Raw genomic sequence first — 15221 nt, forward strand, 5'->3', positions numbered from 1 at the left:
CGCCAATCCGACGTCCGCGCCCGCACGATTGGCACAGGGCTGGTTTACCACCGACGCCGAGTGGATCGCGCACCGTTCAGGGCGCGCCGGTGTGAGGTCTGGCTCGCGATGCCGCCTGCTGCGACGGTCGGCCTCGCCCCTCCGGGGCCGTGAGTCTGCGGCCATCCTGACACAGGTCGAGAACAATCTCGTCTTCGGCCTCGCCAAACCGATCTCGTGGCGGGATCTCTGGTCAGGCCTCGCCCGTAGCAGCCGATATGGTCTCGGCTGTGCTCGCACTCGCATTGCCCGCCGCGGCCGCTCGGCGTGGTGGCTCACATTGGCGCCGTTGCCCGCCCCTAGTGTTGTGCTTCCGACGCTTGGTCCCTGACCATTGTGCTGGAAGCACAACACAAAGCATTGAACCAACTAGGGTTCCGGACTGACGGTTCGGAACGAACCGTTAAAGTCGGAACACTAGGCCCCATCTGCCAGTCGCCGCCGGGACCCGGCTCCTGCTCGATCTCGGCCTTGCTCCGGGGACGCCGGGCTCGAACCGCTACAGCCCATCGCCGAGCACGCCTGGTCGAACGAATGCGACTGCTGCGTAGCGCGGAGCTACCAAGGCTTGCTCGCGAAACTGGGCCCACGCCTCCCCCCCCCAATTCCGTGATCTTCAAAAGCTTCTTTTTTGAGAACACTACAAAATATTCGAGCAGCGGTCGCTATGAGACGTTGCGTGCACCGTTGTTTACGATATTATCGTAACGGCACACTAGTTGAATTGCCTCACGCCATCGTTCCCGTCGCTTTGCATTACCTGATTGCGACAAAGCCGACGTCACAAGATAGAGCTAGCAGCGGAAAGCCTAAAATCTCAAATTTGCGTAGAGGTAACGCTATTTTCATCTAAAAGGTCAACGAATGGCTACCCTGGCAAGTACGTTAGAGGATGATGTTCGCGCCCTTGGCAAAGGCGACGCCAGGATTTGTATTGCAATTCTCGACGGCCCTACCGATCTCTCCCACCCATGCTTCGCGGGAGCAAAGATCACAGAATTGACAAGTCTTATTGAATGCGGAGACTTGAACGGCCCCGCTACTCAACACGGAACTCATGTATCAAGTATTATATTTGGCCAACCCAGCACGCTAATCAACGGAATTGCACCTTCATGTAGAGGGTTAAGCATACCAATATTCTCGGATGAGATGCACAATGATAAACTTAGTTGCTCTCAACTAGATCTCGCCAGAGCCATACTTTTGGCAGTTGAGGGCGGAGCAAATATCATCAATATAAGTGGAGGGCAATTAACTAACTCTGAAGAACCAGAACCTTTTTTAGCGCAAGCAATCAATATTTGTGCGCGTCATAATATTCTAATAGTTGCAGCCGCTGGAAATGATGGATGCGAATGTATACATATTCCAGCAGCATCTCCCAGTGTACTTTCTGTTGGAGCCATGGATCATGACGGGCGTCCGCTGGCGTCTAGCAATTGGGGCCCTGCCTATCAGAGGCAAGGCTTACTAGCACTCGGCGCAAACATCCCAGGCGCAATGCCGGGCGGAGGCATCACTCGAAGAAGCGGGACGAGCTTTGCCGCACCGATTGTCTCTGGAGTTGCCGCGCTTCTTGCAAGTCGTCAGGTCCAGAGTGGCCAAACGCTCGATCCACACGGGATACGAGCATTCCTCCTAAAAGGAGCAGAACCTTGCATTGGAGGCACCGAGGAGAATTGTCGCCAGTTTCTATCAGGACGCCTTAATGTAAAGAGAGCGATTAATCTCATGGAAACGAGGGGAACATCAATGAGCGAGACAAGTAGATCGTCATTGACTAGGGATATAATTCCAGAGTCTGGCCAAACAGTTGATGAATCGATAACTTTTGGAGCAAAACACTCTTCAGCTCAAAGCACACCGGCGGACTGTGATCTTCGAGTATCTAGCGTTGCGGCGCCGATAAAGAATTTAGTGGGTCAAGTTATTATGTCAGATTGTGGCTGCGGGGGCGGCGACAAATGCACTTGTGGAGGCGGCGACACATGCACCTGCGGAGGGGGCACCAAACCAAAAACACCACAGTTGGTCTACGCCCTTGGCAAAATCGGATACGATTTGATATCCGAAGCGCGCCGAGATTCCTTCGTTCAGGCCCCACAAGGCCCCGCGAATCCCTTCGACCAAACGCAAATGCTTGCATATCTCAATTCGAATCCGTCCGACGCTCAGTCAATTATATGGACGCTCAATCTCGATGCCACTCCCATCTACGCGATCCAGCCGATGGGGCCTTGGGCTACAGACGGCTACGCTCGGCTTCGCGAATTCTTGCACGGTCAGTTAAATGAGGGCGTGGAAATCGTCTCTATACCAGGAGTCATTGGAGGGAGCGTTCGGTTACAATCCGGGCAAGTTGTTCCAGTTATTATACCTGCGCTACGCGGTATGTACTCGTGGGCAACAAAGCCTCTTGTTTCTCATATCCTCGGCGAAGCTCCGAAAGCCGCGGATGCGTTGCGAGCGTACAACGAACAGGCAGTGGGTCTAAGTGACTTTCTGAATCGTGTGTACTATGATCTGCGCAACCTCGGAGTCACGGCGGAAGAGCGCGCACTCAACTATTCCGCGACAAACGCGATTCAGATTCGTGACGTCATCATCGCAACTACTCAACAAGAGCTTGATCTCGATGATATTAAGGTGAAAAGAAGCCCGGTATGTCGACCGGAATCTGACTGCTATGATATAGAAATGGGATTCTATAGTCCGGATAATATGAACAAGGCAAATCGGATATTTCGCTTTGCGGTAGATGTAAGTGATATAATTCCGGTAACAATTGACTCAGTTCGATCATGGACAAAAAGGGTGTAGTTAAATTATAGTATCTACTTACCTCGAACGTGCGAACGCGGCAGTCTCGCTTCGAGATTGTACTTTAGTATCTGCCGCTCATTCCACTACTATAGGAGATCGGTCATGAAATTACCCAGTCAGGCTCCCGCCGTTATCCGTGGCAGGAGTAGTACCCCCAGTAACGCCAGAGTGACTCCTTCTGGATGCGATCTCTTCAAGAAAATAGCATGCGGCACGGCGATAGCCGCTTGTGGCGCTGTTTGTTACGCAAGTCTTGGGACCGCGTGCGCGCAATGCCTAGCTGGAGTTGGTGCCTCAGGATGCATCGATTGCTTCTGAGGGATTCCAGGTCAATCCAATAACGGAGACGGCTATGAATTTACCATACCAAGCGAAACCCATTGGGCGTGGTACTTATGATGTTGCGCGGACGAGAGTAGTCGTTCGCGGTAATGGTATCGTACCATCTGACGACTGCTGCGGTGGAGGAACATGCAGCGGACCGTGCATTTGCCAAACTATACCTTTCGTTGGGAAGGTTTGTCACTGCATTGGCGTCTGTGTCCAGATGTAACAATGCGGAAACGTTACAGCCTGTTGCGTATATATCTGGCAGGCTGTAACTACACTTCCAGGAATATTACTGAATTACTGCGACAATGCACGAGATTGAACCACAGCGACCGCGGCTCCGGCGTCGAGGAAGCGGCCGTCGGGCTGAAGGAGGCCGGGCGCCGGCTTGCGCCTCTGCGGCGGCGGCGATCGCCGCCGGGGTCTCCAGGAGCCCATCCGCCCCCTGCCATCATGCAGCCCCAGCCAGCCAGGGCATCGTCTCTCGAACCGTCGGCAGTCCGAAGGGCGCCGCGCGCACTCACCGCCGACGCTCGTCGACCGGGGAAGGACAGCCTGCCGCCGCGCCTCCCCGCGCCGGCCACGAGACCGGGCGCGGATGCCGCGCCCCGGCATGACGGGCGGGTCGCGGTGCGGCCACCCAAGGGCCGGCGCCTTGGACCAATTTGCGCAAGCCCGCGATGCAGCGCGCCGCGGAACCGCTATCCCGCGCGGCGGATGTCCTCGCGCTTCGGCAGCTTCCAGTTCGGCCTGGGGAAATGGCAGGTATAGCCGTTGGGATAGCGCTGCAGGTAGTCCTGATGCTCCGGCTCCGCCTCCCAGAAAGCACCGACCGGCGTCACCTCGGTCACGACCTTGCCCGGCCAGAGTCCCGAGGCGTTCACGTCGGCGATCGTGTCGTCAGCGACGCGCTTTTGCTCGTCGCTCGCATAGAAGATCGCCGACCGGTAGCTCGCGCCGATGTCGTTGCCCTGGCGGTTGCGGGTTGTCGGGTCGTGAATCTGGAAGAAGACTTCGAGGAGCTCGCGATAGCTGATCCCAGCCGGATCGAACACGATCTCGATCGCCTCGGCGTGGGTGCCGTGATTGCGGTACGTGGCATTGGGCACGTCGCCGCCGGAATAGCCGACACGGGTGGAGATCACGCCGGGATAGCGGCGGATCAGATCCTGCATGCCCCAGAAGCAGCCCCCGGCGAGCACTGCGCGTTCCGTCGTCATGGTCCTGGACCTCCTGCGTTATGGCTTCGGCACGAATATAGGCATTGTCGAGCCTGGACGTCAGGGGTGGAAACGGTGGCGGGCGGATGGCGCTGACACTCCGCTGCGGCAGACCCGGGCGCCCCTCCTGCTTCGAGCTCCCGCCCCCCGCCTTGACGCCTCCCTCGTGACCGCCTGCGCCCGCCCCCGGAGGGCCCGCCCCTTGCAAGGGCCGATCAGGCGGGGCCGCTGATCGAGCCGGAGCAGGCGCATTCGGGCGCCGTGCGCGGTGAACGGGAAGGCGAGGCGCCGCTGGCGAGGCCCGTTGCCGAACCCGAGCATCCGGTGGCAGAGTGCCCGCGGATGAACCGCAAGCGCAGGATTGAAGCCATGGCGAAGGCGTATTGGGTTGCAACCTATCGCTCGATCGAGGACCCCGAGGCGCTCGCGGCCTATGCCAAGCTTGCGGGCCCGGCGATCAGCGCCGGAGGCGGCCGCACCCTGGCCCGAGGAACACCCGCGAAGACCTACGAGGCGGGGATGGACCAGCGCACCGTCCTGATCGAGTTCGACAGCGTCGCGAGCGCGATCGCCACCCATGACAGCGCCGCCTATCAGGCTGCGCTGCAGGCCCTGGGCGACGGCGCCGTGCGGGATATCCGCATCGTCGAGGGGCTGGCGTAGCACGCCGGATCGCCACCGATCGGCGCGAGCGCCGCCTGACCTGCGCGCAGCCTTCCGCGAGGCGGATGCGGCTGCGGTCTCACGCCCTGCGGCCGCGAGAGTTGCGGCGGCGGCACGAGATCGCCGTCGCTCGGCTCGCCGAAGGCCGCCTGCCCGGCTCCCGCGATCGATCGCGGCTCAGGGCTGCGCGCCGGGCTCGGTGATGCCGTCGCGCGGGCAGAGCAGGCCCTCCGTGGGCATCTTGACGAACTTGACAGCCTTCTCGTCGACCTGCCACGCCGCCTCGGCCGGGAGGTCGTCCTGGCCGCCCTGCTCGCGCAGGACGGCGACCACACTCTCCGGCATGGGCTTGCCCCCGAGCTTGCAGCGGCCTTCGAAGACCGGGCTGGCCTTGGAATGCGGCGGCATCTCGAGCACGTCCTTGACGATGTTGGTGCGGTTGTCCTCCAGCACCATGAAGTCCCTGCCGCAGATCGACCAGGTGATCGAAGAGAAGCGGCCGTAGTCCGAGGCGCCGAGATCCTTCAAAGCGAGGTCCTTGTGCCGCGCCTCGATCGCCACCACGGGCTCGTTGGACCCGCGCCGACCGGCGAGCGCCCTGGCGATGTCGCCGTCGCAACGGACCTGCTCGAAGCCGTCGCGCGCATGGGCTTGCGTCGAGCCCACGAGGGTCAGCAGCAGGATCGCGGCGGTTCTCTTCATGGCGTCGTGTATCATGGAGATCACGCCGTGGCGACGGTCGGCGAGGAGGTCAAGCCGCCTTGGCCCGGGTGTCGCGCGCAACCGCGACCGTGAGCGTCGCGGCCGTGTCCTCGGCGGCGGAGGTCATGCGCGCCCAGCCTGCCTTCATGTCGACCGCAGCGCCACCGCGGCGAGATCCGCGACCAGCTGGAGATCGCGCCGCGCCGCCTCGACGGTGTTGCGCACCGGGCACCCGTCCCGGACGCTGTCCCTGAAGCCGACGAGCTCGCGGACGAACGCTTCCTCATAGCTCGCGCGATACTCGGTCTTCTGCCAGACGATGCCCTCGGAGCGGGCGACGCTGAGCCGTGTCGGGAAGTGGTTGAGATAGGGCGAGGGGAATGTCAGCTCATAGGAGGCATCGTCGAAATACAGCGTGATGCGCTCGACGTAGTCGGCGATCCCGGGCACGAACAGATGCGTCATCTGCCACAGGGCCTGCGTTCCCCGCAGGCGGACGCTGCCGTGGCCGCCGTCGCCGCCGGCGAAGAAGGCCGCGCCCACCACGGCACCGGTTTCGATGCCCATCACGTCGAGCATGCCGTGCACGGCATTGATGTCGTGGATCAGGCTCGAGCAGTAGGAATTGGTGAAGCCCCACATGTCGCTGCCGGCGAGGGTCTGTCCGGTGGCGCGGCGCACCTGCCGCTCCCGCCTGGCATTGCCGTCCGCGATCAGGGCCGGTGAGACGTCGCCGGTCTTGACGAAATCGCCCTGGTGCTGGTTGAACGGCCAGGAGTCGGGGTCCTGGACCTCGACGCTGATCATGCGCAGCTTCGCGGCGTCGGGCGGCAGCAGCGACAGCAGCATCTCGTAGCTCGGATCGAAGCGCTTCATGTAGCCGACCTGGACGACCCGCCCGGCGGCGTCGCGCGCCGCCGCAATCTCCTCGGCTTCGCCGACGGAGAAGCAGAGCGGCTTTTCGCAGAAGACGTGCTTGCCATGGGCCAGCGCCGCCAGCGTGATCTCGGCGTGGTATTGGTCGGGCGCGGCGATCAGGACGGCGTCGATGCCGGCGCTCAGCACCTCCTCGTACGAGGCCACGGCCCGCAGGCCACGCCGCTCGAGCTCGCCGCGCATCGCGGCGGACGCATCGGCGACGCAGACGAGCTCGAAATCCTGCGACAGCCGCTTGAGGTTCGGAAGGTGCTCGACCTGCCCGATGAGGCCCGCTCCGACCACGCCGATCCTGATCTTCTCCGACATGTGACGTCCTTTCTGAAAGTCGAGGTGAGGGGGAGGCGCGATCGGCGCAGCCTCCCGGCCGGCGCCCGAGGGTTGCGCGGGGTGGGGTCTTCACGGCACGATCGCCGTGCTTCAGCGTGCCGGGGATGGCGCGGGCTCGGACGCCGCGCCGTTCGAACTAGGCCATGGCCTCACGCCTCCGTCGCGGCGACAGCCTGGTCCGGGCGGCGGCGGGCTGCGTCATGGGCGGGGCCTGTCGTCGGCGGCGCGCTCGGCCGCCACCTCGCTCTCGATCGCGGCCAGGTCTTCGCCGCCCGCCATGACGTGCAGCACCTCGTCCCGGGAAATCTCGCCCCGGCGGTAGGTGCCCTTGCTGGTGCCGCGATTCAGCAGCGTGAAGCGGTCGGCGACGGAGAAGGCGTGGTGGATGTTGTGGGAGATGAAGATGACGCCGAGCCCGCGGCGGCGCGCCCTGGCGACGTATTTCAGCACGACCGCGGCCTGGTGCACGCCGAGGGCCGAGGTCGGCTCGTCGAGGATCAGCACTCTTGCGCCGAAATAGACGGCGCGGGCGATCGCCAGGCACTGGCGCTCGCCGCCCGACAGGGTGCCGACGCTCTGGCTCGGATCGCGGACGTCGATGCCGATGCCGGCGAGCTCGCCGACGACGATCTCGTCGGCCCGGTCGACGTCGAAGCGCCGGAGCGGACCCCAGCCGGTCTTGAGCTCCCGGCCCAGGAAGAAGTTGCGGGTGATGCTCATCAGCGGCACCATCGCCAGGTCCTGGTAGACGGTGGCGATGCCGCGATCGAGCGCGTCGCGAGGCGAGGCGATCCGGGTCGCCGCGCCGTCGATCAGATAGTCGCCCCTGCTGATGGCGTGGACGCCGGCGAGGATCTTGATCAGCGTCGACTTGCCGGCGCCGTTGTCGCCGAGCAGGCAATGCACTTCCCCGGGCTCGACGTCGAAATTCAGGTTCCTCAGCGCCAGCACGGTGCCGAAGGTCTTCGAGACGTTGCGCAGCGCGATGATCGGCGTCATGGCGGCTCCGTCAGCGAGACCGCGTCGCGCGGCGGCGGATGTAGTTGTTGAACAGCACCGCGAGCAGCACCATGATCCCGAGGAAGACCTTGAAGCGGTCCGCGTCGATGCGGGTATAGATGATGCCCATCTGCACCGTGCCGTAGATCAGCGCGCCGAGAAACGCCCCGATGGCGGAGCCGTAACCTCCGGTGAGCAGCGTGCCGCCGATCACCACGGCGATGATGGCGTCGAACTCCTTCTGCGTGCCGCGCAGCGTGTCGGCCGAGCCCACCTGCATGATCTGCACCGCGGCGAACAGGGCCGCCGAGAGCGCCGTGAGCATGAACAGGACGATCTTGACGCGGTTGACGGGCACGCCGACGTTGCGGGCCGATGTCGCGTCGCCGCCGACCGCGAAGATCCAGTTGCCGAAGCCGGTGCGCAGCAGCACCCAGGTGGCGAGGAGCGTCAGCCCGATCCACCACAGGATCGAGACCGGCAGCCCGGCGATGATCGGCACGCCCGCCTTGTTGGCGGCGATCCAGCCCTGCTCCGCCATCCACGAGAACAGGCCCTGGAAGGCGCGCCCGCCGAACAGCGAGATGACGAAGCTGTCGGGCTGGCTCGTGGTGATGCCGGAGATCTGGGTGTAGCCGTTGATGGCGCGCGTCTCGGAGATCGCTTCGCCGCGCAGGATCAGCATCGAGGCCAGCGTGACGATGAAGGAGGGCAGGCCGGTCTTGACGGTCAGCCAGCCGTTCAGCGCCCCGATGGCGGCGCAGACGACGAAGGACAGCAGCACGGCGAGCGGCAGCGGCACGTGGAACACCGAGGAGGCGAGACCGATCACCACGCCGGCAAAGCCGATCATCGATCCCATCGACAGGTCGAACTCGCCGGCGATCATCAGGAGCGCCGCGGCCGTCGCCAGGATGCCGATCTCGGCGGAGACCTGGAGGATTTCCACCAGGCCCTTGATGGTGAACATGCCGCTGGAGCCGGCCAGCGCATAGAAGATCGCATAGATCAGGATCGCGCCGGACAATGCGCCGAGTTCCGGACGGCTCATCATCCGGGCTAGCAGCGGCTCGCGCCGCAGGCGCCCGGCATCGCTGCCGGCACCCTTCCGCACGATCGAAGCCTGCACGATGTTTTCGGTCATGCCAGCAGTTCCCGCCTTGTCGATTGTGCCGGTCGCTGCGCGACCTCACGCAGCGACCGAATGCTGCTACCGGATGCCCTTCTTGGCCAGCTCGGAGATTTTCTCGACATCCGCCGCGGTGATCGGGGTCGGGCCGGTGTAGATGTTCTTCGTCGGCAGCACGCCATACTTGGCGTTCAGCGTCAGCATCACGATCGGCAGGTAGCCCATCAGGTATTGCTGGGAGTCGAACGAGAACAGGATCTCCTTCTTGGTCAGCGCGTCGAGCGTTTCGCCGGACACGTCGAAATGGCCGATCTTGTACTTCTCGATCACGCCGCCCTGCCGCAGGGCCGCGACGATGTTGGCAGCCGGCGGCGCGCCGATCGCCAGGATGCCGGTGACATCGGGATGCGCGGAGAGATAGGCGTTGATCCGCGTCGCGGTGTCGGTCGGGTCGAGAGAGATCTCGAGGCGGTCGGCGTGGCCGTCCATGCCCTTCTTGAAGCCGTCGCAGGCCGACTCGTTGACGAGGTTGCCCGGCTCGTGGTTGGCGCACACGGCCTCCTTGACGCCCGCCGCCTGCATCTTCTTCGCGGCGAGCACGCCCTGCTCGAAATAGCTGGTGGTCCCGACATAGAGCTTCAGGCCGAGCTTCTCGACCTGGTCCTCGCCGCTGTCGATGACGATGACCGGAATTCCGGCGTCGGCGGCGGCCTTGACCGAGGTCTCGAGCGCGGTCGCGTCGGGAATCGAGACGACCAGCCCCTGGACCTTCTGCGTCACCGCGGCGTCGATCATGCGCGACATCGCCACCATGTCCGTCGTCTGCGGCGCGTCGTAGGAGACGTCCGCGTCCATCAGCTTGGCGGCGTCGTCGACGCCTTTCTTGACGACGCCCCAATAGCTGTCGGACGACTGGCCATGGGTCACGACCGCAATCTTCACGCGATCGTCGGCAAGCGCCGGCGATGCCGGGTGGGCAAGGGCGGCCAGAACCGCGGCCGCGGTGCAGAGGAGGACGAGGCAGGCACGCTTCATGGTGTTCCCTTTCTGGTTCTGGCCGTGGGGGACGAAGGCGGCCAGGGTCATGCGGAACGGCCTCTTCTGCGGAGGCCGGGGCGGATGATGGCTCAGCACGCGTCGGCGAAGGCGACCCTGCGCAGCAGAGCCACCGATTTGCGCACGCCCTCCAACGGCGGCAGCAGGCTGTCCTCGTGTTCGATCGAGAGCACGTCGTCATAGCCGGCCATGCGCAGGGCGGCGCAGAACTGCCGCCACCAGGTCTCTCCGTGACCGTAGCCGAGCGTCACATAGTTCCAGCTGCGGTGGGCGACGTCCGAGGCCGGGCGCGTGTCGAGCACGCCGTCGATCCCCGCCGGCACCGGCTCGATGCGGGTGTCCTTGGCGTGGACGTAATAGATCGCCGCGCCGAGCTCGCGGATGGCCATCAGCGGATCGGCGCCCATCCAGATGGGGTGGCTGGGATCGTAGTTCGCCCCGACGATCGGGCCGGTGACCTCGCGCAGGCGACGCAGGGTCGAGGGGCTGTAGACGGCCTGGCCGCCGTGGAACTCCAGGCAGATCTGGCGGATGCCGTGCTCGCGAGCCGTGACGACGAGGTCGCGCCAATAGGGGATGAGCACCGAATTCCACTGATAGTCGAGAATGGTGCGGCACTCCGGCGGCCATTCGGTGACGATCCAGTTCGGATTGGCGTCGCCCGGTCCGCCGGGCAGGCCGGACATCATGACGATGCGGTCGACGCCGAGAAGCTTCGCCAGCCGGAAGGTTTTTAGCGTGACCTCGTGCTGCCGCCGCCCTTCGGCGCCGGGATGCAGCGGATTGCCCGAGCAGTTCAGCGCCGAGATCGCCAGGCCGTGATCGGCAAGGCGGGCGACGAAGGCGCGCCGGGCCGCGTCGTCCTCGATCATGCGGTCGAGATCGAGATGCGGCGATGTCGACCAGTTGCCGCAGGCGAATTCGAGACAGTCGAGGCCAAGCTCTGCTGCTGCCGTCAGCATGGCGTCGAACGCAAGGTCGGGAAGGCTGTCCGTCAGCATGCCGAGCTTCATCGAGGCGCACCGGAAACGAAAGTCGAAGGGGACAAGTAGAAGTTCACGAAGAATGGAGACGACCCCGTGCAATGCGAGATGAGAAGGCTCCAAATCAGAAAGTCCGCATCGCCACGGCCTTTCCAGCGAGCTCAAGTCACTCCAGTTGCTTCAGACGAGCAATAACATCTCGTTCAAGAAAAGCAACAAGCAAATTCAAAGCTTCGAAAGATTATCCAATGTACTGAAAGAAAGCAAAAGTATTGCCGTTTGCCGGAAACAGGCAATCGCGCGTATGCAGACGTGCGGTGCAGCCGAGCTCGGGCCACCGAAGCGCCCACTCGGTCGGACGGTCCGTCACGGCGGCGCGGAAATGTAGGAGGCGCTGCCGCAATCGGTGGGGCAGATCGGCAGCACGGTGGCGCCGAGATGGCGCAGCTCCGTGCGGCTCGGCGCGCGGCCCTCGCCGCGAAGCAGCAGGCGATCGCCAGCCGCGACGACGCCGCCTCCGATCCGGGCCACGGATCGGGCAAAGGGCGGCGGGCGTCGAGTTGCGCGCATGGCGAGGCAATGCCGGCGGATGGCGGAGCATATCAGGCGCGTTGGCCGCCGCAACAGGCCGGCTACACAGGCCGGCCGCGCCGTTGCCGGTCGCAGCGATCGGGCGCCTCAGGGCACGAGGCCAGGACGACTTCGCGTTCATCGCCGCCTGAGCCGGGTCCTGTCGAGCCTCGGCCTCGAACGCGCGGCTGAGGTCCGGCTTCCCTCCCCGCGTCCCAACTTCCGCAAGGCCGCCATGCAGTCATCGCAACCCGCTGCAGCGCCCCCTGGAAGGTGAACGAACGACGCATTCTGCAAGTGGCAAAGTGTCTCGTTCTTGGCGGACTCCGCGTCACGCACCTGTCGTCGACGTCCGTCACCAGCAACCCGGCCGCACAACGGCCCTATATCTGAACAGGTGCTACCATGAACCTTCGACTGATCATCCTGCTGGCCGCGGCCAGCCTTGCCTCCACGCCAGCTTTCGCCACCCACGGCAACCCGAAAGACTTCTACGCCGTGCAGCGATATGCGCCCAAGCAGGCCGCCGACGCCGACACGACCGGCGCCGTCGCGCCCAAGCCCGCGGGACACGGCCACAAGCATCACCGCTGAAGCCGCCCGTCGGCACGACCGGCACCGTCGCGTCGGGAGGCGCGGCGGCAGCGACGGAGAAGGGCCTTGCCGGCGGCGCCATCCAGGGGATAGCCGGCCGTGTCGCCCAGCGACGGCTTTGCCGGACCGGAACCGTACAGCGCCCCCGAACGGACGGGAACGCCACGACCGCGATTCACGGCTTGCCCCACAGCGACCGCCGGATTAATCTCGGTTGCAACGCACTCCAATTGCACGGATGCGGGGCTCGGGGGAGCCTCAGGACCATGAAGTTGGCGTCAAACGCCGCTGCCGTGTTGTTTCCGGCGGCTGCATGTTCGCATGTCGATTGAGACGGTCGAAGAAATATTGCAACGACATCATGAATGTCGAAAAGTTTCAATTTCTGCGGAATTGCCTGAGGCAGGCTGCAGTCACCATTATGACCGCGGGTCAGGCCCTGTTCTTTCCGAAGAACTATTGGATTATGCTTATTTCATTCGGCATACTGATTGACATATGCAAGGGTGAGAGGTCCACCCTTGCAAAACGATCGGCGATCGCGCTTCTGGTAGTATCTATAATATTTTTAATCACAATTATAGCCTATGACATGAATCATAGAATTATATTTTATGACAAACTGGAAAATTTCAGGCTTAGATTGTTTGATAGCAATTCCATAAGGAATTATGGTGAAGAAAATTTGATTTCTTCCAGCAATCTCACGCTATACATAAGACTATTTACACTCATTTCGGCAATTGTCGCATCGACAGTGCTTCTTATATTCATTCAACACAAAGAATTATATGGAAAACTCACCATTGATACCAGTTGGATTTTTGTAATCGCTTCGCTCTTCCTCATGGTCGACATGTACATTCCATCCAGGATGGTGCGAAGCTTTAATACCAATTACAACAACCTATATTGGTACATGGCGCTTTCCTCTCTGCGGCAGTTCACAATTTTTGTCACGCTATGCTCAATATGCATATTTGCATCACAAGAGATAAATAGATACACCAAATTCATAATTGAGAAAGAATCAAACTAGAATCAAATATACATTATTGGCGAAATCTTGCGACCGATGACAGATAATGGCGCTAACTACCTAGTACGACAAATATAGCACTGGAGACGTTTTCCGCAGGTGGATTTTACGGATATGAGCGTCGGAAAACATTACTCTAATATCCTCAATTTCTATGACAAAATCAGAGGGAAGACGCGTCTCCGCCACAAGCTGATCAGACTGGAGCAATGCGGCTGGGACATCGAGGAAGCCAAATGTCTCACTTCGAGCGTTTTTCAGATCGGCATGTCGAAGGATACCCTGTTGGCGACAATACAAAAGGAATTGGAAGGACCAGAACCCGGAACTGCCGGATACTCAATCCTCGATGCCCATGTCGGGCAAAAATTCTCTAGAGATCAGCAACCGAATATCGATTATACGGACAACCATGGGTGCGACACATATTTTGTTCATCATTTTTCCTTTCCAAAGGATGGAATTGTGCCGTTAGGGAAGAAATATAGGTTGACATTCCATTTCCTTCTCAAGGATGACCGACTCATGGCGATAGGCATATCGCGCCCCGACTATTCGGCCATGATAGACACACCGATCGAGGCCTGAACGGCCGCCGGCCTATCCACACCGGCCGAGCCTGCCCCTCGCGAGCCGGCCTCACCCCAACGCTGGCCGAAGGGCCTCACCCCGGCCCGGCCGGCGCCCCCGCCGCCGGATGCGGGGCCTGGATCGGTGCCGCCTCGGCCTCGGGCGCTTCCCCGCGCGGGCCGAGCAACGCCCGGGCCGCCTTGACCAGCGGGCCCCAATAGGCGCCGACGAGGCTGCGGTGCTCGTGCCCCTCCTCGCCGATGCCGAAGGCCAGACGCTCGCGCTCGTCCGGGATGTAGAGCGTGCCGAAGGCCCAGTCCCACACCGAGAGGCACAGCCCAAGATTCTTGTCGAAATGCCGGGTGTCGGTGCTGTGGTGGATCTGGTGGTGCGCCGGGCTCTGGATGACGTAGCCGAGCCAGCCGCGCGCCGGGATCCACAGATGGCTGTGGCGCAGGTGCAGGATCGTCATCATGAACAGCAGCAGCAGGATGTTGAGGTGGAACAGCGTCAGCTCCTGCGCCGCCGGCCCGAGGGCATAGCCGGCGAGCCCGTAGAAGCCGCCCATCGCCAGGGCGTTGGCGAGCGGGAACAGAAGCACCTCCACCGGGTGCTGGCGCCATTCGGTGAAGGGCGTCAGCACCTCGGCCGAATGATGCACCTTGTGGAACTCCCACATCGCCGGGATGCGGTGCAGGATCCAGTGCGCCACCCAGTAGCCGAGGTCGAAGATCAGGACATAGCCCACCGTCACCAGCCCGGTCAGCAGCCAGGACGGCTCGCTCTCGAAGCGCGAGGGCCCGAAGGCGGCGGTCAGCGCGTGGCGGATGCCGCCGCTCACCATCTCGCTGGTGATGAAATATTCGACGATGCCCGCCCAGAACAGGAAGCTCGTCACGAAGAACATCTTGTAGTCGATCAGCGAGGACGGGTGCCGGAAGATGCGCGCGGGAAAGGCCGCCCGAGCGAAGGCGCGCAGGCGCGGCAGCATCCGCCGCGGCCGGGCCAGGACGAAGACGGCCGCGGCGGTCAGGAAAGCGCCCATCAGCGAGGGCAGGCTGAAGGGATCCGCGATGTTGAGGAAGCGGATCAGCGGGAAGCTGACCAGTTCCCGCAGGGTGTCGAGCATGGCGGAACTCCCTCGCCGGCCGGGCGCAGGCGGCGGCGCCCCCGGCCCGCGCGGGAGCCTGCGCCGGCAATGACTAAGATCCGGTTTCAACGCCCGCGGGCGGCCC

13 protein-coding genes are annotated in these 15221 nt (G+C 62.6%); 4 read left to right on the plus strand and 9 right to left on the minus strand.

Going from position 1 to position 15221, the window contains the following annotated elements; translation table 11 throughout:
• The first annotated feature begins 903 nt into the window (after nt 1-903).
• Nucleotides 904-2862 (plus strand): PatA/PatG family cyanobactin maturation protease, encoded by a 1959-nt coding sequence (locus tag QO011_RS39085; protein WP_307285061.1) that lies wholly within the window; start codon nt 904-906, stop codon nt 2860-2862.
• A 1034-nt stretch (nt 2863-3896) separates the two neighbouring features.
• Here the strand turns inward: QO011_RS39085 and msrA are convergent.
• The gene (msrA, locus tag QO011_RS39090) at nt 3897-4415 is read right to left on the minus strand and encodes a peptide-methionine (S)-S-oxide reductase MsrA (protein WP_307285063.1); all 519 of its coding nucleotides are present in this window, start codon (nt 4413-4415) and stop codon (nt 3897-3899) included.
• 342 nt (nt 4416-4757) lie between these two features.
• Here msrA and QO011_RS39095 point away from each other — a divergent pair, with 342 nt between their 5' ends.
• Entirely contained in the window at nt 4758-5078 is a 321-nt protein-coding gene (locus QO011_RS39095) for a DUF1330 domain-containing protein (protein WP_307285065.1), read from the plus strand.
• Between the two features lie 177 nt (nt 5079-5255).
• On the opposite strand, the gene QO011_RS39100 is transcribed toward QO011_RS39095, so the two are convergent.
• The 7 genes from QO011_RS39100 to QO011_RS39130 all read right to left on the minus strand — a co-directional run bounded on the left by QO011_RS39100 (nt 5256) and on the right by QO011_RS39130 (nt 11744).
• Nucleotides 5256-5780: a hypothetical protein gene (locus QO011_RS39100; RefSeq protein WP_307285068.1), complete on the minus strand. Its 525-nt coding sequence runs from the start codon at nt 5778-5780 to the stop codon at nt 5256-5258.
• A gap of 144 nt (nt 5781-5924) precedes the next feature.
• Nucleotides 5925-7025 carry a Gfo/Idh/MocA family protein gene (locus tag QO011_RS39105; protein ID WP_307285071.1) on the minus strand — a complete coding sequence of 367 codons (1101 nt, stop codon included), beginning with the start codon at nt 7023-7025 and terminating at the stop codon, nt 5925-5927.
• 219 nt (nt 7026-7244) lie between these two features.
• On the minus strand, nt 7245-8045 hold the full coding sequence (locus QO011_RS39110) for an ATP-binding cassette domain-containing protein (protein WP_307285073.1): 801 nt from the start codon (nt 8043-8045) through the stop codon (nt 7245-7247).
• A gap of 10 nt (nt 8046-8055) precedes the next feature.
• Nucleotides 8056-9189, minus strand: a complete 1134-nt coding sequence (locus QO011_RS39115) for an ABC transporter permease (RefSeq protein WP_307285074.1) — start codon at nt 9187-9189, stop codon at nt 8056-8058.
• A 66-nt stretch (nt 9190-9255) separates the two neighbouring features.
• Nucleotides 9256-10260 carry a rhizopine catabolism ABC transporter substrate-binding protein gene (locus QO011_RS39120; protein WP_307285075.1) on the minus strand — a complete coding sequence of 335 codons (1005 nt, stop codon included), beginning with the start codon at nt 10258-10260 and terminating at the stop codon, nt 9256-9258.
• 41 nt (nt 10261-10301) lie between these two features.
• Nucleotides 10302-11231, minus strand: coding sequence for a sugar phosphate isomerase/epimerase family protein (locus QO011_RS39125; protein ID WP_307285078.1), 930 nt, complete (start codon nt 11229-11231; stop codon nt 10302-10304).
• 348 nt (nt 11232-11579) lie between these two features.
• Entirely contained in the window at nt 11580-11744 is a 165-nt protein-coding gene (locus QO011_RS39130; protein ID WP_307285081.1) for a hypothetical protein, read from the minus strand.
• Nucleotides 11745-12188: 444 nt separating this feature from the next.
• Between QO011_RS39130 and QO011_RS39135 the strand changes: the two genes are divergently transcribed.
• Entirely contained in the window at nt 12189-12377 is a 189-nt protein-coding gene (locus QO011_RS39135; protein ID WP_307285083.1) for a hypothetical protein, read from the plus strand.
• Between the two features lie 1153 nt (nt 12378-13530).
• A complete protein-coding gene (locus QO011_RS39140; protein ID WP_307285085.1) occupies nt 13531-14004 on the plus strand; it encodes a hypothetical protein in 474 nt (157 codons plus the stop codon).
• A 76-nt stretch (nt 14005-14080) separates the two neighbouring features.
• Here QO011_RS39140 and QO011_RS39145 read toward each other — a convergent pair whose 3' ends face one another.
• The gene (locus tag QO011_RS39145) at nt 14081-15115 is read right to left on the minus strand and encodes a sterol desaturase family protein (RefSeq protein ID WP_307285088.1); all 1035 of its coding nucleotides are present in this window, start codon (nt 15113-15115) and stop codon (nt 14081-14083) included.
• Nucleotides 15116-15221 lie beyond the last annotated feature (106 nt).

Source organism: Labrys wisconsinensis, assembly GCF_030814995.1.
GTDB lineage: Bacteria > Pseudomonadota > Alphaproteobacteria > Rhizobiales > Labraceae > Labrys > Labrys wisconsinensis.